The 19623-nt window shown below is 72.1% G+C and carries 19 protein-coding genes and 4 pseudogenes; 12 read left to right on the forward strand and 11 right to left on the reverse strand.

The genetic code is table 11. The annotated features are described in order from the left end of the window. Positions 1 to 81: 81 nt before the first annotated feature. The 6 genes and pseudogenes from ACHMXE_RS17725 (at position 82) to nadA (ending at position 4446) form a co-directional block, all read left to right on the forward strand. Positions 82 to 465, forward strand: a complete 384-nt coding sequence (locus ACHMXE_RS17725; RefSeq protein ID WP_281077002.1) for a rhodanese-like domain-containing protein — start codon at positions 82 to 84, stop codon at positions 463 to 465. A 20-nt stretch (positions 466 to 485) separates the two neighbouring features. Then, positions 486 to 752, forward strand: coding sequence for a glutaredoxin 3 (gene grxC / locus ACHMXE_RS17730; RefSeq protein WP_057592036.1), 267 nt, complete (start codon positions 486 to 488; stop codon positions 750 to 752). A gap of 130 nt (positions 753 to 882) precedes the next feature. Then, positions 883 to 1347: a protein-export chaperone SecB gene (gene secB / locus ACHMXE_RS17735; RefSeq protein ID WP_093340950.1), complete on the forward strand. Its 465-nt coding sequence runs from the start codon at positions 883 to 885 to the stop codon at positions 1345 to 1347. A gap of 29 nt (positions 1348 to 1376) precedes the next feature. After that, positions 1377 to 2405: an NAD(P)H-dependent glycerol-3-phosphate dehydrogenase gene (locus tag ACHMXE_RS17740; protein ID WP_395350381.1), complete on the forward strand. Its 1029-nt coding sequence runs from the start codon at positions 1377 to 1379 to the stop codon at positions 2403 to 2405. A gap of 41 nt (positions 2406 to 2446) precedes the next feature. Then, positions 2447 to 3321 (forward strand): annotated as a pseudogene (gene nadC, locus ACHMXE_RS17745) (carboxylating nicotinate-nucleotide diphosphorylase). A gap of 13 nt (positions 3322 to 3334) precedes the next feature. After that, a pseudogene (gene nadA, locus ACHMXE_RS17750) lies at positions 3335 to 4446 on the forward strand (quinolinate synthase NadA). Between the two features lie 9 nt (positions 4447 to 4455). On the opposite strand, the gene ACHMXE_RS17755 reads toward nadA, so the two are convergent. Continuing rightward, entirely contained in the window at positions 4456 to 5169 is a 714-nt protein-coding gene (locus tag ACHMXE_RS17755) for a 5'-nucleotidase, lipoprotein e(P4) family (RefSeq protein ID WP_395350383.1), read from the reverse strand. A 92-nt stretch (positions 5170 to 5261) separates the two neighbouring features. Here ACHMXE_RS17755 and ACHMXE_RS17760 point away from each other — a divergent pair, with 92 nt between their 5' ends. Beyond that, positions 5262 to 5465 carry a hypothetical protein gene (locus ACHMXE_RS17760; RefSeq protein ID WP_395350384.1) on the forward strand — a complete coding sequence of 68 codons (204 nt, stop codon included), beginning with the start codon at positions 5262 to 5264 and terminating at the stop codon, positions 5463 to 5465. 1 nt (position 5466) lies between these two features. Here the strand turns inward: ACHMXE_RS17760 and ACHMXE_RS17765 are convergent, their stop codons facing one another. From ACHMXE_RS17765 to ACHMXE_RS17795, 7 genes are all read right to left on the reverse strand, one after another. Further along, complete coding sequence (locus ACHMXE_RS17765; RefSeq protein WP_208507614.1) at positions 5467 to 5829, reverse strand: 6-carboxytetrahydropterin synthase; 363 nt, start codon at positions 5827 to 5829, stop codon at positions 5467 to 5469. 36 nt (positions 5830 to 5865) lie between these two features. Next, positions 5866 to 6504, reverse strand: coding sequence for a 7-carboxy-7-deazaguanine synthase (queE, locus tag ACHMXE_RS17770; protein WP_395350386.1), 639 nt, complete (start codon positions 6502 to 6504; stop codon positions 5866 to 5868). A gap of 61 nt (positions 6505 to 6565) precedes the next feature. Continuing rightward, a complete protein-coding gene (gene panC / locus ACHMXE_RS17775; RefSeq protein WP_395350387.1) occupies positions 6566 to 7417 on the reverse strand; it encodes a pantoate--beta-alanine ligase in 852 nt (283 codons plus the stop codon). Between the two features lie 42 nt (positions 7418 to 7459). Next, positions 7460 to 8353: a 3-methyl-2-oxobutanoate hydroxymethyltransferase gene (gene panB, locus ACHMXE_RS17780; RefSeq protein ID WP_395350388.1), complete on the reverse strand. Its 894-nt coding sequence runs from the start codon at positions 8351 to 8353 to the stop codon at positions 7460 to 7462. Between the two features lie 70 nt (positions 8354 to 8423). Continuing rightward, positions 8424 to 10013 (reverse strand): L-aspartate oxidase, encoded by a 1590-nt coding sequence (nadB, locus tag ACHMXE_RS17785; protein WP_395350389.1) that lies wholly within the window; start codon positions 10011 to 10013, stop codon positions 8424 to 8426. A gap of 127 nt (positions 10014 to 10140) precedes the next feature. After that, positions 10141 to 10983 carry a ScpA family protein gene (locus ACHMXE_RS17790; RefSeq protein WP_203202601.1) on the reverse strand — a complete coding sequence of 281 codons (843 nt, stop codon included), beginning with the start codon at positions 10981 to 10983 and terminating at the stop codon, positions 10141 to 10143. A gap of 75 nt (positions 10984 to 11058) precedes the next feature. Further along, positions 11059 to 11265 (reverse strand): DUF3460 family protein, encoded by a 207-nt coding sequence (locus ACHMXE_RS17795; protein WP_057597652.1) that lies wholly within the window; start codon positions 11263 to 11265, stop codon positions 11059 to 11061. 41 nt (positions 11266 to 11306) lie between these two features. Here ACHMXE_RS17795 and ACHMXE_RS17800 point away from each other — a divergent pair, with 41 nt between their 5' ends. Together ACHMXE_RS17800 and ACHMXE_RS17805 are read left to right on the forward strand one after the other, a co-directional pair. Beyond that, entirely contained in the window at positions 11307 to 11813 is a 507-nt protein-coding gene (locus ACHMXE_RS17800; RefSeq protein ID WP_281077866.1) for an outer membrane protein assembly factor BamE, read from the forward strand. A 26-nt stretch (positions 11814 to 11839) separates the two neighbouring features. Continuing rightward, positions 11840 to 12610, forward strand: coding sequence for a response regulator (locus tag ACHMXE_RS17805; RefSeq protein ID WP_395350391.1), 771 nt, complete (start codon positions 11840 to 11842; stop codon positions 12608 to 12610). Here the strand turns inward: ACHMXE_RS17805 and ACHMXE_RS17810 are convergent. After that, positions 12526 to 13158: a hypothetical protein gene (locus tag ACHMXE_RS17810; protein WP_395350392.1), complete on the reverse strand. Its 633-nt coding sequence runs from the start codon at positions 13156 to 13158 to the stop codon at positions 12526 to 12528. The two genes, ACHMXE_RS17805 and ACHMXE_RS17810, sit on opposite strands and share 85 nt — an antisense overlap. Between ACHMXE_RS17810 and ACHMXE_RS17815 the strand changes: the two genes are divergently transcribed. The 3 genes and pseudogenes from ACHMXE_RS17815 to ACHMXE_RS17825 all read left to right on the forward strand — a co-directional run bounded on the left by ACHMXE_RS17815 (position 13151) and on the right by ACHMXE_RS17825 (position 18100). Then, the gene (locus ACHMXE_RS17815) at positions 13151 to 14428 is read left to right on the forward strand and encodes a sensor histidine kinase (protein ID WP_395350393.1); all 1278 of its coding nucleotides are present in this window, start codon (positions 13151 to 13153) and stop codon (positions 14426 to 14428) included. The genes ACHMXE_RS17810 and ACHMXE_RS17815 overlap by 8 nt on opposite strands. Positions 14429 to 14853: 425 nt before the next feature. Continuing rightward, positions 14854 to 16908, forward strand: a pseudogene (locus ACHMXE_RS17820) (autotransporter-associated beta strand repeat-containing protein); the annotation flags it as partial. Between the two features lie 262 nt (positions 16909 to 17170). Continuing rightward, positions 17171 to 18100, forward strand: coding sequence for an autotransporter domain-containing protein (locus ACHMXE_RS17825; protein WP_395352708.1), 930 nt, complete (start codon positions 17171 to 17173; stop codon positions 18098 to 18100). A gap of 4 nt (positions 18101 to 18104) precedes the next feature. Here ACHMXE_RS17825 and ACHMXE_RS17830 read toward each other — a convergent pair whose 3' ends face one another. Continuing rightward, positions 18105 to 18698 (reverse strand): amidase family protein, encoded by a 594-nt coding sequence (locus ACHMXE_RS17830; protein ID WP_395350394.1) that lies wholly within the window; start codon positions 18696 to 18698, stop codon positions 18105 to 18107. Between the two features lie 100 nt (positions 18699 to 18798). Beyond that, positions 18799 to 19539, reverse strand: a pseudogene (locus ACHMXE_RS17835) (amidase); the annotation flags it as partial. Positions 19540 to 19623: the final 84 nt, after the last annotated feature.

Below are 19623 nucleotides of genomic sequence, written 5' to 3' on the forward strand. Positions count from 1 at the left end.
AACCCGACATTCTAAAATCCCGGGTTTGCCTCTCTCCAAGGAACCTCCGTGAAATTGATCGAATTCGTCACCGCGAACTGGATGCTGGTCCTGATCGTGCTCAGCTCGGGCGCCATGCTGGCCTGGCCGCTGATTCGCGGCGCGGGGGGCGGCACGCTGACGGCCGACGCGGCGGTGCACCTCATCAACCGCGAGCGCGCGGTGCTGGTCGACCTGCGCGATCCCGAGGAATTCGCCGCCGGCCACATGATCGGCGCCAAGAATGTGCCGCTGGCCCAGCTCGAGGAAAAGCTGGCCTCCACGGTCAAGAACAAGAACGTGCCGCTGCTGCTGGTGTGCGAGAACGGCTCGCGCGCGCAGCGCGCGGTGGCCGCGGCCAAGAAGCTGGGTTACGAGCAGGCCCAAGCGGTGTCCGGCGGGCTCAAGGCGTGGAAAGCGGCTAATCTGCCGGTTGAAAAGGCCTGAACCCCACCGAGATACGAACCATGCAAGCCGTCAAGATGTACACCACCGCCGTGTGCCCCTACTGCACACGCGCCAAGCAGATCCTCAAGTCCAAGGGCGTCGAACAGATCGAGGAGATCCGCATCGACAGCGATCCCCAGGCGCGCATGGCCATGATGGAGATCACCCAGCGCCGCACGGTGCCGCAGATCTTCATCGGCGACACCCACGTGGGCGGTTGCGACGACCTGATGGCGCTCGACAGCCGCGGCGGCCTGGTGCCGCTGCTGCAGGGCCAGGCGGCCTGATCCGAGCCCGGCCGACCGCCGGTCCGTAGCCGTCACATCGCCGGGCGATAATCGCCCGTTCACCCATCTGCGGCCCGCCGCGGGAAACCATCCCCCGGCGGGCCTTGTTTTGACCCTCGAAAGTTCAGCCATGGCCGACCAGCAAGCCCAAGATCCCGTGTTCCAGATCCAGCGCGTCTACCTCAAGGACCTGTCGCTCGAACAACCCAACTCGCCCGCGATCCTGCTGGAACAGGAACAGCCCACCGTCGACATCCAGCTCGGCGTGGACGCCCAGCCCGTGGCCGACGGCATCTTCGAGGTGTCGGTGTCCGCCACCGTGCAGACCAAGATCGGCGACAAGACCGTGTTCCTGGTCGAAGCCAAGCAGGCCGGCATCTTCGAGATCCGCAACCTGCCCGAAGACCAGATGGGCCCGATCCTCGGCATCGCCTGCCCGCAGATCGTCTACCCCTACCTGCGCGGCAACGTGGCCGACGTGATCCAGCGCGGCGGCTTCCCGCCCGTGCACCTGGCCGAGATCAACTTCCAGGCCATGTACGAGCAGCAGCAGGCACAGGCCGCCGGCCAGCCTTCGCCCATCATCACGCAGTAAGCCTGACGGCACGCAACGCCGCGACGCCGATGAAGATCTGCGTTCATGGCGCCGGCGCCTGGGGCACGGCGGTGGCCGTCAATGCGGCCGCCCGCCACGAGGTCACGCTGTGGGCCCGCGACGCGGCCCAGGCCGACACCATCTCCCGGGCCCGCGAGAACACCCGCTACCTGCCGGGGCTGGCACTGCCGGCCTCGCTCTCGGTGCGCGCGGGCGGCATCGGCCAGGCGCAGGCCGGCGCCGACCTGGTCATCGTGGCCACGCCCATGGCCGCGCTGCGCCTGCAGCTCGAGACCCTGCGCGACAGCGGCACCCGCGTGCCGGTCGCCTGGCTCTGCAAGGGCGTCGAGCCCGCGCAGGCCGCGAACACCACCGCTTCCTCCTTCGGCCTGCTGGCCCACGAGATCCGCGCGCAGGTCGCGCCCGATCTGCTGGCCGGCGTGCTCAGCGGCCCGAGCTTCGCGCAGGAAGTGGCCGAGGGCCGCCCCACCGCACTGGTCGCCGCCAGCCCGCATGCCGCCGTGCGCGACGCGCTGGTCGATGCCTTCCATGGCCCCGCGCTGCGCGTCTATGCCAACGACGACATCGTCGGCGTCGAGGTCGGCGGCGCGGTCAAGAACGTGCTGGCCATCGCCACCGGCCTGTGCGACGGCCTCGCGCTGGGCCTCAACGCACGCGCCGCGCTGATCACGCGCGGCCTGGCCGAGATGACCCGCTTCGGCATCGCGCTCGGCGCCCGCACCGACACCTTCATGGGCCTGTCGGGCCTGGGCGACCTGGTGCTGACCGCCACCGGCGACCTGTCGCGCAATCGCAAGGTCGGCCTGCTGCTGGCTCAGGGCCGCACCCTGGCGCAGGCGGTCGATTCGCTCGGCCATGTGGCCGAGGGCGTCTACTGCGCCCGCACCGTGGTGCAGCGCGCGCGCGGGCTGGGCGTGGAAATGCCCATCGCCGAGGGCGTGGTCGCGCTGCTCGACGGCCGCGTGAGCCCGGCCGATGCCGTGGCCGCGCTGACCGGGCGCGACCCGGTGCCCGAATCGGTCCGGCCGCCGCCCTGAAGGCGGCCCCCATAACAACATCCGGAAGAACAAGCTGCCTCATGCGTTCCCGTTTCGATTTCTCCGCGCCGGCCATCGCCGCGCTGGCCCAGGCCGATGCGGCCCGCGCACTGCAGGAGGACGTCGCCGACGGCGACCTCACCGCCTCCCTGGTCGATGCCGGCCGCCGCGCCCACGCGCGCGTGCTGGTGCGCGAGCCGGCCGTGCTGTGCGGCGCGCCCTGGGTCGAGGCCACGCTGGCGCAGCTCGATCCGCAGGTGCGCATCGACTGGCGCTGCGCCGAGGGCGGGCGCTGCGAGCCGAACCAGGTCGTGCTCGAGATGGAAGGCCCGGCCCGCGCGCTGCTGACCGCCGAGCGCACCGCGCTCAACTTCCTGCAACTGCTGAGCGCCGTGGCGACCAAGGCCGCGCTCTACAGCGACATCGTCGAGGGCACGCGCGCGCGCATCGTCGACACCCGCAAGACCCTGCCGGGGCTGCGCCTGGCGCAGAAGTACGCGGTGCGCACCGGCGGCGGCCTCAACCACCGCATCGGCCTGTACGACGCCGTGCTGATCAAGGAAAACCACATCGCCGCGGCCGGTGGCGTGGCCGCCGCGCTGCGCGCCGTGGCCCCCGTGGCCGAGCGCGCCGACTTCGTCGAGATCGAGGTCGAGACCCTGGCGCAGCTGCAGGAGGCGCTCGACGCCGGCGCGCGCATGGTGCTGCTCGACAACATGGACCTGCCGACCCTGCGCGAGGCGGTGCGCATCAACGACGCCGCGGGCGAAGGCCGTGCGGTGCTCGAGATCTCGGCGGCGTCACGCTCGACGGCCTGCGCGAGCTGGCCGAGACCGGCGTCGACCGGATCTCGGTCGGCGCGCTGACCAAGGACGTCAAGGCCATCGATTTCTCGATGCGCTTCCAGGACCGCTGAGAAAGACGCGCGCATGGCTTCCTCCGTCATCGATGTCGAGTACGAACAGCCTGCCGAAGGGAGCGTCTGCGACACCCGCCGCGCCTGGGCCCGCGTGCCGCCCGAGCCCACGCCCACCGAGCGCGAGGCGCTCAAGGAGCGCATCCGCCGCCTGCTGCGCGAGCGCAACGCGGTCATGGTGTCGCACTTCTACGTCCACCCGACCTGCAGGACCTGGCCGAGGAAACCGGCGGCATCGTCAGCGATTCGCTCGAGATGGCGCGCTTCGGCCGCGACCATGCGGCCGGCACGCTGGTGGTGTCGGGCGTGCGCTTCATGGGCGAGACCGCCAAGATCCTATCGCCCGAGAAGCGGGTGCTGATGCCCGACCTCGACGCCAACTGCTCGCTCGACCTGGGCTGCCCGGTCGACGAGTTCAGCGCCTTCTGCGACGCCCATCCCGACCGCACCGTGGTCGTCTACGCCAACACCAGCGCCGCCGTGAAGGCGCGTGCCGACTGGCTCGTCACCTCGAGCTGCGCGCTCGACGTGGTGGGCGCGCTGCATGCGCAGGGCCGCAAGATCCTCTGGGGCCCCGACCGCCACCTCGGCGACTACATCCAGCGCCAGACCGGCGCCGACATGGTGAGCTGGAACGGCGCCTGCATCGTGCACGACGAGTTCAAGGCGCTCGAGCTCGAGCTGCTCAAGCAGGCCCATCCGCGCGCCAAGGTGCTGGTGCATCCCGAGTCCTCGGCCGAGGTGATCGCGCTGGCCGATGCCGTGGGCTCGACCTCGGCGATCCTCAACGCCGCGCGCCAGCTCGACGCGACCGAGTTCATCGTCGCGACCGACAACGGCATGCTGCACAAGCTGCGCGCGCTCAACCCCGGCAAGACCTTCATCGAGGCCCCCACGGCCGGCAACGGCGCCACCTGCAAGAGCTGCGCGCATTGCCCGTGGATGGCGATGAACGGGCTGGCCGACCTCGCGAACGCGCTCGAGACCGGCGCCGGCGAGATCCACGTCGACCCGGCGCTGGGCCTGCGCGCGCGCGTGCCGATCGACCGCATGCTGGCCTTCACGGCCGGGCTGAAGAACGGCATCGCGCCGGGCAGCCTGGTGGCGGGGATCGGCGCGGCCTGACGAAGTCCCTCAGCGCCCGTCCCACGCGGAGCGGGTCGCGGCCTTCCTGAACAGCTCGCGGTTGGCGTCGCTCGCCGGCGGCTCCGAGTCGCCGAAGATCGCGGCCATCCAGTGGCCGTCGGTCGGGTTCGGGAACAGCACGTACTTGCGGCCGAACTGCTCGCGGTCGGCTTCCATCGCCTGCATCCGCTGGTCCACGTTCTTCACGTAGTACTTGCGCCGGAAGTCGTTGAGGTTGTCGCCGAGGTAGACCACCACGTCGAACTGCTGCGCGATCTGCTCCTGCCGCGGCTGCTTGTTGCTGCTGTCGCGCAGCACGGTCAGGTGCTCCTTGTCGGCATAGGGCGCGCCCAGCACCTTGAGGTGTTCCATCGCGTACTCGTAGGTGCGCTCGCCCTGTTCGCGGCTGGTCACGTAGAACACCTCCACGCCGTTCTCCCGGCAGAAGCGCAGGAACTCCTGCGAGCCGGGCGAGGGCACGATCTGGTTCTTCGGGATCCACGCGTCCCACTTCGGATCGTCGAAGAAGTCCTGGCCCTCGTTGATCAGGTAGCCCCAGTAGGCCAGCGGCAGCAGGATCGTGTCGTCCATGTCGGTCACCACCGCCAGCGGCTTGTCGCCCGGGCGGCGCTTCTGCAGCGCCGCCTCCACGTGCATGCGCGCCACGTTGAAGCCCTGGTGATAGAGCGCGCGGTACTCGGCCGCGGTCTGCTTCCAGGCCACGGCGCCGATCAGCAGATTGTTCGTGCCCGGCGCCCGCGGCAGCGGGCGGGGCCTGCGTCTGGGCGCAGCCCGCGGCGAGCAGGAGCGCGGCCGTGACGCCGGCGATGGCCGCGAAGCGGCGTGAGGTCGAATGGGGTTTCAAGCTGCAATCCTCCCTGGATCGTGTTGTAAAAAAAGGTGCGACCGCCGTTGTATCAAACCGGCTTCGTCGTCCGGCTTTTCTTGCGCAGCGGTTCTCATCCATGGCCCTCGGGCTTGCGGATGCGGTCGGTCACGGCGCCGCGCGGGAGCGCTGAGTCAGAACTCCAGCGTGCAGGAGTCGCCCAACGCCTCGCGCCACACCCGCACGCGCGCCAGCGAAGCCTGAAGTTCGCCCAGCGCCTCGGCGATGAACAGGCACAGGTTCTCCAGCGTGGGCGGATGCAGCCCCGGCACCTCGTCGAGCAGCCGGTGGTCGAGCTGCTCGCGCACCGCCTCGAGCCGTCGCCGCAGCAGGCCCAGGTCGATCACCATGCCGGTCGCGGGATCGCGCTCGCCCGCGAGCCAGACCTCGGCGTGGTAGGTGTGGCCGTGGATGCGGCGGCTGCCTTCGGCCTCGATCTCGCGTTTCAGGGTGTGGGCGGCGTCGAAGAAGAAGCGTTGGCTGATCGTGAATCGCATGGGGAACGGAACAACGGGAAAGCGGGCATCAGCGCATCAGCGGATACCGGTGAACTTGTGGGTCTGCACGCTGAGGCGCCACAGTGGCTGGCGCAGGCAGGCGTCGATGCACAGCGCGGTGTGGGCGGCCTGCCGCGGGCCGTCCATGGGTTGCAGGAAGCGGTGCGCGAACTCGCCGCTGCGCGCCATGGCGTCGAGGTCGATGCCCTCCTGCGGCCACACCAGCTTGAGCTCCTGACCGCGCCGCTGCACCCAGGGCGCGCCGGCCTTGGGGCTGATGCAGAGCCAGTCGATGCCCTCGGGCGCGACCACGGTGCCGTTGCTCTCGACGGCGATGCGGAAGCCGCGCGCATGCAGCGCGTCGATCAGCGCGGCGTCGACCTGCAGCAGCGGCTCGCCGCCGGTCAGCACCACGAGGCGGTGGCCGGCGTCGTCGGCGGGCCACTGCGCGGCGATGGTGTCGGCCAGCGCATCCGCCTCCTTGAACTTGCCGCCCAGCGTGCCGTCGGTGCCGACGAAATCGGTGTCGCAGAAACGGCAGACGGCACTGGCGCGGTCGGCCTCGCGGCCGCTCCAGAGGTTGCAGCCCGCGAAGCGGCAGAACACGGCCGGCATGCCGGCCTGGCCGCCTTCGCCCTGCAGCGTGTAGAAGATCTCCTTGACGCTGTAGCTCATAGAAACACCTTCGTGCTTCGCACTGCGGTGCGAGCTTGCTTGGGGCGGCCCGGCGCGGCGCTCATGGCTTTGCCGCCCAGGGCTCGATCTCGAGGTTGTCGATCAGCCGCGTGCTGCCCAGGCGCGCGGCCGCGAGCGCCACCAGCGGCTCGGCGCCGTCGAGCGCGGCCGGCGGCTGCAGGTCGAGGCGTCGCCGCACCGTCAGGTAGTCGGGCTGCCAGCCGCGCTGCGCCAGCGCCTGCATCGCGCGTCCCTCGATCGCCGCGAGTTCGCCGCCGCCGCGCACGGCCTCGGCGATCTCCTTGAGCGCGCGCGAGAGCTGCACCGCCTCGGCGCGCTCGCCCTCGCTGAGGTAGCCGTTGCGCGAGGAGAGCGCGAGGCCGTCGTCGGCGCGGCGGGTCTCGCCGCCCACGACCTCGATCGGAAGCGCGAACTGCCGCACCAGGTGGCGGATCATCATCAGCTGCTGGTAGTCCTTCTTGCCGAACACCGCCACGCGCGGCTGCACGCAGCTGAACAGCTTCATCACCACGGTGCACACGCCGACGAAGAAGCCGGGCCGGAAGTGGCCCTCGAGGATGTCGGCCAGCGCCGGGTCGGGATGCACCTTGCAGGTCTGGGGCTCGGGATAGAGCGCCTTCTCGTCGGGCGCGAACAGCACGTCGCAGCCGGCGGCCTCGAGCTTGGCGCAGTCGCTGTCCCAGGTGCGCGGATAGGTGTCGAAGTCCTCGTGCGGCAGGAACTGCAGCCGGTTCACGAAGATGCTCGCGACGGTGGCGTCGCCCAGCGGCTTCGCCTGCGTGACCAGCGCGATGTGGCCGTCGTGCAGGTTGCCCATGGTCGGCACGAAGGCGGGGCGCTCGAAGCGCGCCAGGTGGTCGCGCAGTTCGGGGATGGTGCGGGCGATGAACATGAGGAAGTCCTCCTTGGAACGATGGAAAAAACGAAGAGGGGCTTACCAGGCGTGCAGCCGGTCGTCGGGAAAGCTGCCGTCCTTGACGGCGCGCACATAGGCCGCGAGCGCCTGCGGGATGCCGCCGGCGCCGTCCATGAAGTTGCGCACGAACTTCGGCATGCGGCCCAGGTTCAGGCCCAGCATGTCGTGCAGCACGAGCACCTGGCCCGCGGTGCCGCGGCCGGCCCCGATGCCGATGGTGGCGCAGCGCGTGAGTTCGGCCGTGAGCGCGGCGGCCAGCGCGGCCGGCACCATCTCGAGCACCAGCATCGCGGCGCCCGCGTCCTGCAGCGCCTGGGCCTCCTCGCGCAGCCGGGCCGCGGCGGCGTCGCCCTTGCCCTGCACGCGGTAGCCGCCGAGCGCATGCACGGTCTGCGGCGTCAGGCCCAGGTGCGCGCACACCGGGATGCCGCGCTCGACCAGGAAGCGCACCGTCTCGGTGGTCCAGCCGCCGCCCTCGAGCTTCACCATGTGGGCGCCGGCCTGCATCAGCACGGTGGCGCTGCGCAGCGCCTGTTCGCGCGATTCCTGGTAGCTGCCGAAGGGCAGGTCGGCGATCAGCCAGGCCGTGCCCTGCACGCGGCGCAGCCCGCGCGAGACGCTGTCGGTGTGGTGGCGCATGGTCTCGAGCGTGACGCCGACCGTGCTCGAGAGGCCCTGGCAGACCATGCCGAGCGAATCGCCGACCAGCAGGCATTCGACGCCCGCGGCATCGGCCACGGCGGCGAAGGTGGCGTCGTAGGCCGTGAGCATCGCGATCTTCTCGCCGCGCGCATGCAGCTCGGCCAGCCTCGGCAGGCTCAGCGGCTTGCGCGTGGCGGGCTGCGAGGCCGGCGGCAGCGTGCCGTAGGGCGTGGCGGCGGTGGCCTCGTTCGGGGTGGAGGCGTTGGACATGGTTGGGTTTCTCCCTGCGGGCGTCGGTGGCCGGGCATCCTGGGGTTGAAGAAAGCGGGAACGGGTGGGTCTATCGGTCGGCCGGCACCAGCACCGTGGGCGCGGTGGGCTCGGCGAGCGAAGGGTAGTCGCGGCTGAAATGCAGGCCCCGGCTCTCGTGGCGAGCCTGCGCGGAACGCACGATCAGCTCGGCCACCTGCACCAGGTTGCGCAGTTCGAGCAGGTCGCGCGTGACGTGGAAGTTGGCGTAGAACTCGTGGATCTCGGCCTGCAGCAGCGCGATGCGGTGGCTCGCGCGCTCCAGGCGCTTGTTGGTGCGCACGATGCCCACGTAGTCCCACATGAAGCGGCGCAGCTCGTCCCAGTTGTGCGAGATCACCACCGCCTCGTCGGCATCGGTCACCTGGCTCGCGTCCCAGGCCGGCAGCGCCACCGCCTCGCGTGCCGGCGCGGCGCCGATGGCCGCGGCGGCCGCGCGCGCGAACACCATGCACTCCACCAGCGAATTGCTGGCCAGCCGGTTCGCGCCGTGCAGCCCGGTGCAGGCGGTCTCGCCGATCGCGTAGAGGCCCGGCAGGTCGGTGCGGCCGGCCAGGTCGGTCACCACGCCGCCGCAGGTGTAGTGGGCCGCCGGCACCACCGGGATCGGCTCGCGCGTGATGTCGATGCCGAGCTCGGCGCAGCGCGCGAGGATGTTCGGGAAATGCGCGCGCAGGAAATCCGGGCTCTGGTGCGAGATGTCGAGGTGCACGCAGTCCAGGCCGTGCTTCTTCATCTCGAAGTCGATCGCGCGCGCCACCACGTCGCGCGGCGCGAGTTCGGCGCGCTCGTCGTGCCGCGGCATGAAGCGGGTGCCTCCCGCCGATTCAGGCAGTTTCAGCAGCCCGCCTTCGCCGCGCACCGCCTCGCTGATCAGGAAGGACTTGGCATGCGGGTGGTAGAGGCAGGTCGGGTGGAACTGGATGAACTCCATGTTCGACACGCGGCAGCCCGCGCGCCAGGCGGCGGCGATGCCGTCGCCGGTGGCGGTGTCGGGGTTGGTGGTGTAGAGGTAGACCTTGCCCGCGCCGCCCGTGGCCAGGATGGTGTGCGGCGCGCGGAAGGCCAGCACCTCGCCGCTGGCGTCGTCGAGCGCGTAGAGGCCCGCGCAGCCCGCCTCGGGCGCACCGAGCCGTTCGCCGGCGACCAGGTCGACCAGCGTGTGGTGCTCGAACAGCGTGACGTTGGGCGTGCGGCGCACGCGCTCGATCAGCACCTGCTGCACGGCCGCGCCCGTGGCGTCGGTCACGTGCACGATGCGGCGCTGGCTGTGGCCGCCCTCGCGCGTGAGGTGCAGGTCGCCGTCCTCCTCGGAGAAGGGCACGCCGAGCTCGCGCAGCCAGCCGATGGCCTCGGGCGCGTGCTCGACCACGAAGCGCGTGGCGGCCGGATCGCACAGGCCGGCGCCGGCCACCAGCGTGTCGTCGACATGGGCGTCGAAGCTGTCGCCCGCGGCCAGCACCGCCGCGATGCCGCCCTGGGCCCAGCCGCTGGAGCCGTCGGCCAGCGCGCGCTTGGTCAGCACTGCCACGCGGTGCGTGGGCGCCAGCAGCAGGGCCGCGGAGAGCCCGGCGAGGCCGCTGCCGACGATGAGGACGTCGAAATCGAGGGAGGAGGCCATGGCGCGCGGGAAGGGGCGAGGGTCAGGATCGGTGGTGCGGCAGCGCACCGGTCCGGCCCGACGGCAGGGTGAGAGGGAGGTGCCGCGCCGCCGGGCGGCGCGCGAAGGAGGTGGGCCGCATGGGACTTCAGGCCGGGGAGTAGGCCAGCCGCACGTAGATCGGCGCGAAGGCCTCGGCCTGCGTGATCTCGATCAGGGTTTCCTTGGCCAGCTCGAGCATCGCGATGAAGGTCACGACCATCACCGGCGCGCCGCGCGAGATGTCGAACAGCTTCTCGAACTCCACGAAGCGCTGCCCCTGCAGGTGGCGCAGCACGATGCTCATGTGCTCGCGCACGCTGAGTTCCTCGCGCGAGATCTTGTGGTGCTGCACGAGCTTGGCGCGCTTCATGATGTCGGCCCAGGCATCGCGCAGGTCGACCACCCCCACCTCGGGGAAGCGCGGCTTGAGCGACTGCTCGATGTAGACCTGGGCGCGCCAGAAGTCGCGCCCGTAGGTCGGCATCGCGTTGAGCGAGGCGGCCTGCAGCTTGGTCTGCTCGTACTCGAGCAGCCGGCGCACGAGCTCGGCGCGCGGGTCCTCGGCTTCCTCGCCCTCGGCCGCCTTCTTGGGCGGCAGCAGCATGCGCGACTTGATCTCGATCAGCATCGCGGCCATCAGCAGGTATTCCGCCGCGAGCTCGAGGTTGGTCTGGCGGATCTCGTCGACGTAGCTCAGGTACTGCCGCGTCAGCGCGGCCATCGGGATGTCGAGGATGTTGAAGTTCTGCTTGCGGATCAGGTACAGCAGCAGGTCCAGCGGGCCCTCGAAGGCCTCGAGGAAGACCTGCAGCGCCTCGGGCGGGATGTACAGGTCCTTCGGCATCGCGAACAGCGGCTCGCCGTAGAGCCGGGCGAGCGCGACCTGGTCGACCACCTCGGGCATGGCCACGACCAGCGTGTCGCTGTCCTCGTCGCGCGGTCCGCTCATCGGGCAGGCGCTATCGAAAAGGTAGCGCCGTGCCCAGCATTGGCGGGCGACGGATGCCGCATCGGCATCATCTTCCTACTTGGCCTGGGTCTGGTAGACGTAGGGCTGCTGCGGCACGCGGGCTTCCGCGTATTCCTCGAGCAGGCCGCGGTCGAGGTGCTTGTCCCAGAGCAGGGCGCGGCCCGCGCGCTGTTCCGCCTCGAGCGTCGGCTTCTTGGTTTTCATCTCGTCGATGAAGCTGGTGATCTCGGAGGTGTAGTGGGGGCGGCGGAAGATGGACATAGACTGAACCTTTGTGGGCGCGAATTTTACCGGGGGACGGCATGGGGCAGGTACGAGTCTGGCGGATCGGGGTGGCGGCCGTGTGGCTGGCGGCGGTGGCGGCCCTCTTTGCGGGCTGCGATTCGCAGCGCATCGAGCAGCTCGAGGAGGGCGTATCGACCGAGGCCGACGTGCGCGCGCGCTTCGGCGAACCCGAGAACGTCTGGGACGCGCCCGGCGGCCGGGTGTTCGAGTACAACCGCCAGCCCCAGGGCCAGAAGAACTACATGGTCACCATCGGCGCCGACGGAAAGATGAGCGCGCTGCGCCAGGTGCTCACGCCCGAGAACTTCGCGCGCGTGACCAACGGCATGGCGATGGAGGACCTGCGCAAGATGCTCGGCAAGCCCGCCAAGGTCACGCCCTATCCGCTGCGCCGCGAGTACGAATGGGAATGGCGCTGGCTGCAGCCGCCCAACTCGCCGATGGTGTTCACCGCGGTGCTCAACGACGACCAGCGCGTGGTGCGCAGCGGTTCCTCGCCCGACCGCGGCACCGAGGCGCCCTGAAACTGGAAACGCGCCCCGGTCACCCCATGAAAATGGGGGGCGCGAAGCGCGCGGCGCCGACTAAGCTCGGCGCCACCGCCATGCCCGACGCCGCCGCCATCCCCGCCGCTTCCTCCTCCGCGCTGCGCTGGCGCGTCGCATTGCTCGAGGACGATGCCGAGGTCCGGCACTTCTTCGAGGCCTGCATCGCCGCCCATCCCGAGCTCGAGCTGGTCGCCTCGCTGGGCCTGATGGCCGAGGCCGTGGCCTGGTTCGACAGCCACCAGGCCGACATCCTGCTGACCGACCTCGCGCTGCCCGACGGCCATGCGCTCGAGCTGCTGCGCCAGGTGGTGCGCAGCCAGCCGGCCTGCGAGGTGCTGGTGGTCTCGGTCTTCGGCGACGAGGACACGGTGCTCGACTGCGTGCGCGCGGGCGCGGTGGGCTACATCCAGAAGGATTCCTCGCCGGCCGACATCGCCCAGGTGATCGTCGACATCAAGCACGGTGCCTCGCCGATCTCGCCGATGATCGCGCGCAAGCTGCTGCTGCACGTGCGCGGCGGCGATGCCAGGCCCGCCGCATCGGCCGCGCCCGACCCGGCCGCCGCCATGATGCTGACCCCGCGCGAGACCGAGGTGCTGGAGCTGATCTCGCGCGGCTATTCGTACGGCGAGATCGCGCGCCTGCAGGGCGTGACCAAGCACACGGTGCAGGGCCACATCAAGAACCTCTACAGCAAGCTCGCGGTGCATTCGCGCGGCGAGGCCGTGTTCGAGGCCAGCCGCATGGGGCTGCTGGGGCGCATGCTGGGCTGATGCGCCGCCTGCTGCTCGCCGCTCTCGCGCTGGTGGCTGTGCTGCTGGCGCCCGCCGCGGCAGGAGCCGCCAGCGAGGTGCTCGCGCTCGACCGCGGCGAACTGCAGGTGCGCTTCGTCGGCCGCGCCTCGCCGCCGCCGGCCGAGGTCACGCTGCCGCTGCATTGGGACGCCCACTGGCCGCGCGCCGTCGGCTGGGCCCAGCTGCGCATCCGCTTCGCCGCGCCCGCGGGCCATGCCGACGAGCCGCAGGCGCTGCTCGTCAGCCGCATCGGCAACGCCTACCGCGTGAAGCTCAACGGCCAGGTGATCGCGGCCGCCGGCAAGCTCGAGCAGATCAACGACGGCTGGTCGAACCGCCGCCCGCTGTGGCTGCGCGTGCCGCCCTCGCTGCTGCGCGACGGCGAGAACCTGCTCGAGATCGCGGTGCGCGCCGATCCCTCGCGCCGCGCCGGCATCGCGCCGGTGCGCCTGGGCGCCGAGCGCCTGCTGCAGCCGCAGTGGGACGCGCTCGAATCGGCGCCACGTCACCCTGCCGCGCGTGATCACGCTGTTCAGCCTGCTGGTGGCGGTGTTCTGCTTGATGCTGTGGGCGCAGCAGCGCGAGGCCGTCTACGGCTGGGCCGCGCTGTGCGAGGCGCTGTGGAGCCTGCGCATCGCCGCCACCTGGTGGGAGGAGGGCCTGCTCGCCTGGCCGAGCTGGTTCAAGGTGGTGCTCGCGGTGTTCTGGCTCGGCCACATCGCCACCTACCTCGTGATCCGGGAGGTCTGGCACGGCCGGCCGCGGCGCGAGCAATGGCTGGTCTGGGGCGTGCTGGGCCTGGGCCCGGTGGCGCTGGCGCTCGGCACGCTGCAGCAGACGCAGAACTGGGTGCTCGGCTGGATCCTGCTGCTGGTGGCCGGCTGGCTCGCGCTGTCGCTGCGGCTGGGCTGGGAGACCTGGCGCCAGCGGGCCGGCGAGCGCGCCTGGATGCTGCTGATCCTGGTCGCGGGCTGGGTCGCGCTGGTGCGCGACAGCGTGATCGCGCGGCTTTTGGTCGAGCGCTTCGACGAGGCCGGCTGGACCAAGTTCGCGGCCGTGCTGGTGAGCCTCGCGATCCTCGCCATCGTGGGCATCCGTTTCCAGCGCACGCGCGAGGAGCTGCGCCAGCTGCACCTGTCGCTCGAGGACCGCATCCGCCTGCGCGAGGCCGAGCTGGCCGACAAGCATGCCGAGCTGCGCCGGCTCGAGCATGCGAGCGCGGTCGCGGCCGAGCGCGCGCGCATCCTGCGCGACATGCACGACGGCGCCGGCGCGCACCTGATCACCGCCATGCTGCAGCTCGAGCGCGGCGTGGCCACCAAGTCGGAGGTGATGCAGACCCTGCGCGAATCGCTCGACCAGCTGCGGCTGTCGATCGATGCCATCAACCTGCCGGCCGGCGACGCCAACGCGCTGCTCGCGAGCATGCGCTTCCGGCTGCAGCCGCGCATCGAGGCCGCGGGGCTCGCGCTCGACTGGTCGGTGGCGAACCTGCCGCGCTGGCGCTGCGATTCCGACGAGGCCACGCGGCACCTGCAGTACATGCTGCTGGAGGCGATCTCGAACGTGCTGCAGCACGCACGCGCGAGCGTGCTCGCGGTCAGCGCGGCGGTCAGCACGACGGTCGGTGGCGATGCCATCGAGATCGTGCTGCGCGACGACGGCTGCGGCCTCGGCGAGGCGCGCGGCAACGGCCTGCGCTCGATGCGCCAGCGCGCCGCGCAGGCCGGCGTCGAGCTGCGCATCGAGAAGGCCGAGCCCGGCACGCGCGTGGTGCTGCGGCTGCCGCTCGCGTAGCAACCGCCATCTTTATGGGGCGCGCCGCGCGCCCCGTTTTCCTAGATTCGAACGCAGCCCCCGCTGCGCATCGCACAGGCCCGCCAGGCCCCGCGCGCACGGGTCGTTCCACCCCTTCGCGCCTCCTCGCCATGACACCTGTTCTTCGGCCGCGTGCCGTCTTCACGCCGACCCTGATCGCCGCCGCCGTCGCCGGCCTGGTGTGCGCATCCGCCTTGCCGCGCGCCTTCGCGCAGAGCGTGTGGACCTCCGCGCCGCCCTATGCCGACATGGCGCGCGCCGACTGGTTCAACGCCGCCAACTGGAGCGCGGGCGTGCCGGGCGCCGGCACGGCCGTGACCGTGAACCTCGTGCCCGGCACCGTCGTCGGCATCGTCTCGGGCCCGGCCAGCGCGGCCTCGGTCGATGCCTCCAACGGCACGCTGATGGTGGTGGAGGGCGCGGGCCGGCTCGACACGGGCCTTTTCAACCTCGGCAGCAGCGACGGCCGCGACGTGCAGACCCTGCTGCGCATCGGCAGCGGCGGCATCGTGAATGCCGCGCGCTTCGTCTCGCAGGGCGGCGGCGGCACCGAGAACACGGTGTCGCTGAGCGGCGCGGGCAGCGCGCTCAACGTCGCCGGCGAGCTGCAGATCGGCCGCAGCGGCACCGGGATGATGCAGCTCGACGAGGGCGCGCGCGTGAGCGCGGGCACGCTGCAGATCGGCCAAGCGGGCACGGCCGACGGCCATGTGCTGGTGATCGGCGAGACCCCGGTCGACGCGCTGGTGGCCGAGCGCATCGTGCTCGCCACGCCGGGCTCGACGCTGGAAATCTCGCGCGCCGGCACGGCGCCGCTGGTGCTGGGCGCGGCGATCTCCGGCCCGGGCCGGTTCGAGGTCTCGAGCCCGGTCACGCTGACCGGCGACAACACCCAGAGCGGCGACATCGTGCTGGGCAGCACGCTGCGCGTGGGCGACGGCGCGAACGCCGGGTCCATCACCGGCAACCTCTCGGGCTTCGGCCGCGTGGTGTTCGACCGCGGCCCGGGCCGCGTGGCCTACGACGGCGCCATCGGCGGCAGCATCGCGATCGACAAGGAGAACGCCGGCACCCTTGCGCTCGGCGGCGCGCACGACACCGACGGCCGCACGCGCGTGCTCGGCGGCACGCTGCTGGTCAACGGCGCGCTGCCGCGCAGCACGGTCGAGGTGGCCGGCGGCGCCACGCTGGGCGGCCTCGGACAGGTGAAGGCGGCCACGGTGCGCGCGGGCGGCACGCTGGCGCCCGGCGACGGCGGCGTGGGCACCTTCGCCGTGCTCGGCGACCTGGCGCTCGATCCCGGCAGCCGGCTGCACTACGACCTCGGCACGCCGGGCGTGCCGGGCGCCGGCGACCTCGTCACCGTGGCCGGCAACCTCACGCTCGACGGCAGCCTCGACGTCAGCGAGCGCGTGGGCTACGGCAACGGCGTGCAGACCCTGATGCGGGTCGACGGCAGCATCGCCGACAACGGCCTCGAGCTCGGCGCCATGCCCACGGGCTTCACGCACGCGGTGCACGTGCGCGGCTCGACGGTGGAGCTGGAGGTCAGCGGCGGCGCGGTCGGCACCAACCAGTTCTGGGACGGCGGCGGCACGGCCGGCGACGGCGTGGTCGCGGGCGGCGACGGCAGCTGGCGCTACCTCGAGCCGCAATGGACCGACATCGCGGGGCGCAACGCGGAGGCCTGGAACGGCAACATGGCGATCTTCCAGGGCCGCGCGGGCGCGGTCACCATCGACGGCCTGTTCGACTTCAAGGGCATGCAGTTCCGCAGCGACGGCTACCGGCTCGAGGAGGGTTCGCATGCCGAGGGCTCGCTGCCCGGGCGGCTGGTGCCGCAGCTGCCCGAGGCGCCGGTGCGCGTCGACGCGGGCGTCACCGCCACCTTCAACGTGGGCATCGAAGGCCCGGGCGGCATCCTCAAGACCGGCCCCGGCACGCTGGTGCTCGCGGGCCGCAACGACCACGGCGGCGTCACCGCGGTCGACGAGGGCGTGCTGCGCGCGGGCCGCGCCAACACCTTCAGCGAGGCCTCGCACCACGACGTGCGCCGCGGCGGCACGCTCGACCTCGCGGGCCACGACCAGACCGTGGCCGGCCTCACGGTGGCGGGCACGGTGTCGCTGGTCGGCACCGAGCCCGGCACGCGGCTGACCGTGCGCGGGCCCTATGTGGGTCAGGACGGCACCTTGCGCCTGGGCACCCGGCTCGGCGACAGCGGCAGCCTCAGCGACCGGCTGGTGATCGACGGCGGCGTCCGCGAGGAGACCCGCGCCCTGAAGGCCGGCACCGTGAGCGCCACCGCGACCGGCCTGCGCGCTAACGCCGCCGCCAGCGTCACGGGCCGCACCCAGGTGCAGATCGTCAACCTCGGCGGCCTGGGCGCGCTGACCACCGGCGACGGCATCGAGGTCGTGAGCGCGATCAACGGCGCCACCACCACCGCGCAGACCACGCGCGACGCCTTCGCGCTCGTGGGCGGCCACGTGGACGCGGGCGCCTTCGAATACCGGCTGCACGCGGCCGATGCGCAGGGGCTCGGCGAGAACTGGTACCTGCGCTCGAGCGTGGGGGTGACGCCGCCCCCGCCGCCACCCCCCTCCGCCCCCCGCGCCGCCTTCGTCCGGTGGCGGCACCGTGGAGCCGCCCGCGCCCCCGCCGACGCTGCCGCCGGCCCCCGCGCCGGTCGAGCGCCCGGCCTACCGCGTGCAGGTGCCCATGCTCGCCGCGCTGCCCGCGCAGCTGCGCGAGAGCGACCTCACGATGCTCTCGAACCTGCACCAGCGCAGCGGCGCGCCACAGGCCGCCGGCGACGGCCCGCCCGTGCGCCGCGCCTGGGGCCGGGTCATCGTGGCCGATCCGACGCTGGCGCAGCGCGGCGCGGTCGATCCGCGCAGCGAGATGCACCTGAGCGGCTTCCAGGCCGGCACCGACCTTTGGGCCGGCGGCGCATGGCGCGCCGGCGTCTACGTGGGCCAGCTCGAGGGCAAGGCCGACGTGCAGGGCTTCGCGAGCGGCCTGTGGGGCGCGATCGGCCGCACCGACCTGCGCAGCCGCTACCTCGGCGGCTACGCCACCTTCACCGAGCCCGGCGGCTTCTATGCCGACGCGGAGCTGCAGTTCGGCCGCCACGACTACACGGCGCATCCGCTCGCCGCGCTGCCGATCGAGGGCAAGGGGCGCAGCACCGTGGCCTCGTTCGAGATCGGCCAGTCCTTCGAGCTCGGCGCGGGCTGGGCGCTCGAGCCGCAGCTGCAGCTGATCCACCAGAGCCGCTCGATCGACGAGGCGCTGATCCCCGCCGCGGTGGTGTCGCAGGACAGCGCCAACGGCTGGATGGCGCGCGCCGGCCTGCGGCTGAAGGGCCGCATCGCCGCGGGCGAGGGCGTGGTCGAGCCCTATGGCCGGATCAACCTCTACCGGATGGCCGCGGGCGCCGACATCGCGCGCTTCGCGGGACCGGCCGCGTCCACCGACATCGCGAGCAGTGCCAGCGGCAGCGCGGCCGAGCTCGCGGGCGGCTTCTCGTGGCGCATCGGGCCCGCGGTCAGCGTCTATGGCGAACTGGGCCGCCGCTTCGCGCTCGGCGGCGGCCTGCGCTCGCGCGCCTCGGTGCAGGCGAGCGCCGGGGTCAACGTGCGCTGGTGAGGACTCAGGCGGCCGCGTGCAGCGCCGGCCGCCGCGCCGACCAGGGCATTGCCTGCTCGAGCTGCGCCGCGAGCTGCAGCAGCGTGGCCTCGTCGCCCATCGGCGCCATGCACTGCACGCCGATCGGCAGGTCGCCGGCCATCGCCAGCGGCAGCGAGATCGCCGGCTGGCCCGTGAGGTTGGCCAGCGGGGTGCAGGCGGCGTAGTCGAACAGGTGGTCGAAGAAGCCCTGCGCATCGCGCGCGGCGTCGTCCTGGTCGAGCACGCCCAGCGCCACGGGCGGGGTGCGCATCGTGGGCGAGAGCAGGATGTCGTGCCGCGCGAAGAAGGGCGCGACCTCGCGCGACACCGCGTTCATCTGCATCAGCGCCAGTTCCAGGTCGAGCGCGCTCAGGCGCAGCCCGTGCTCGGCGGTGGCGCGCGTGCAGGCCTGCACCTGGGCCAGCGCCTGGTCGACGGTGATCTGCAGCGCCTGCGCCACGCCCGCCACGCCGGCCGCGAGGAACGAGGACCAGAAGGTGCGCGTGGCCGCGAGGAAGGCCTCGTGCGCATAGGCGGGCGTGGCCCATTCCACGACGTGGCCCAGGTCGGCGAGCACCGCCGCCGTGGCCTCGACCGCCTCGACGCAGGGCGCGCGCGGCCGGCTGCGTGCCCGGGAACTGCGTCGTGACCGCGATGCGCAGCCGGCGCGGCGGCGCGCCGATGGCCTGCGCATAGGGCTGCGCGGGCGGCGCCATCAGGAAGGGATCGCCGAGCTCGGGTCCGTGCATCGCGTCGAGCGCGCCGGCGGCATCGCGCACCGTGCGGCACACCACGCCCTCGATGCCCAGCCCCATCAGCGGCAGGCCGTAGCCCGGGCCCGCGCTGACGCGGCCGCGGCTGGGCTTGAGCCCGACCAGGCCGCAGGCCGCGGCCGGGATGCGGATCGAGCCGCCGCCGTCGTTGGCATGCGCGACCGGCACGATGCCCGCGCCCACCGCCGCGGCCGAGCCGCCGCTGGAGCCGCCCGTGCTGTGCGCCGGGTTCCAGGGATTGCGCGTGGCGCCGCCGAAGGCGCTCTCGGTGGTGGCGTTGAAGCCGAACTCGGGCGTGTGCGTGCGCCCCAGCGTGGCGAAGCCGGCGCGGCGGAAGCGCGCCATCAGCGCGCTGTCGGCCGGCGCGGGCAGGCCCGGGCCGAACAGCAGGCTGCCGGCCTGGCAGCGCACGCCCTCGGCCTGCAGCACCAGGTCCTTGATGAGGAAGGGCACGCCGCCGAACGGACCCTGCGCCTCGTGCGCGAGCGGCGCGTCGAACAGCTCGATGATGGCGTTGAGTCGCGGGTTCAGTGCGGCCGCGGCCTCGCGCGCGCAGCGCTGCGCCTCGGCGGCGGTGGTCTCCTTGCGGCGGATGGCGTCGGCGAGCGCGGTGGCGTCGAGGCGGCTGTAGTCGGCGAGATGCATGGCGGCGGGGTCCTGTGTCTTCGTTGGAGTGAAAGGCCGCCCGCAGCGTAGGTGGGCCTCGGCAATCGCGGCAGTCGTTCAGAT

It is taken from the genome of Variovorax sp. UC122_21 (assembly GCF_044056785.1).
GTDB lineage: Bacteria > Pseudomonadota > Gammaproteobacteria > Burkholderiales > Burkholderiaceae_C > Variovorax.

What these genes read in the sequence shown, in the direction of transcription:
- ACHMXE_RS17740 (WP_395350381.1), top strand. Translation starts at nt 1,377, where the DNA reads ATGAAGATCTGCGTTCATGGCGCCGGCGCCTGGGGCACGGCGGTGGCC.
- panC (WP_395350387.1), bottom strand. Translation starts at nt 7,417, where the DNA reads ATGTTCATCGCCCGCACCATCCCCGAACTGCGCGACCACCTGGCGCGC.
- panB (WP_395350388.1), bottom strand. Translation starts at nt 8,353, where the DNA reads ATGTCCAACGCCTCCACCCCGAACGAGGCCACCGCCGCCACGCCCTAC.
- grxC (WP_057592036.1), top strand. Translation starts at nt 486, where the DNA reads ATGCAAGCCGTCAAGATGTACACCACCGCCGTGTGCCCCTACTGCACA.
- queE (WP_395350386.1), bottom strand. Translation starts at nt 6,504, where the DNA reads ATGAGCTACAGCGTCAAGGAGATCTTCTACACGCTGCAGGGCGAAGGC.
- ACHMXE_RS17795 (WP_057597652.1), bottom strand. Translation starts at nt 11,265, where the DNA reads ATGTCCATCTTCCGCCGCCCCCACTACACCTCCGAGATCACCAGCTTC.
- ACHMXE_RS17725 (WP_281077002.1), top strand. Translation starts at nt 82, where the DNA reads ATGCTGGTCCTGATCGTGCTCAGCTCGGGCGCCATGCTGGCCTGGCCG.
- ACHMXE_RS17765 (WP_208507614.1), bottom strand. Translation starts at nt 5,829, where the DNA reads ATGCGATTCACGATCAGCCAACGCTTCTTCTTCGACGCCGCCCACACC.
- ACHMXE_RS17790 (WP_203202601.1), bottom strand. Translation starts at nt 10,983, where the DNA reads ATGAGCGGACCGCGCGACGAGGACAGCGACACGCTGGTCGTGGCCATG.
- ACHMXE_RS17800 (WP_281077866.1), top strand. Translation starts at nt 11,307, where the DNA reads ATGGGGCAGGTACGAGTCTGGCGGATCGGGGTGGCGGCCGTGTGGCTG.
- nadB (WP_395350389.1), bottom strand. Translation starts at nt 10,013, where the DNA reads ATGGCCTCCTCCCTCGATTTCGACGTCCTCATCGTCGGCAGCGGCCTC.
- ACHMXE_RS17825 (WP_395352708.1), top strand. Translation starts at nt 17,171, where the DNA reads ATGCTCGCCGCGCTGCCCGCGCAGCTGCGCGAGAGCGACCTCACGATG.
- ACHMXE_RS17805 (WP_395350391.1), top strand. Translation starts at nt 11,840, where the DNA reads ATGAAAATGGGGGGCGCGAAGCGCGCGGCGCCGACTAAGCTCGGCGCC.
- secB (WP_093340950.1), top strand. Translation starts at nt 883, where the DNA reads ATGGCCGACCAGCAAGCCCAAGATCCCGTGTTCCAGATCCAGCGCGTC.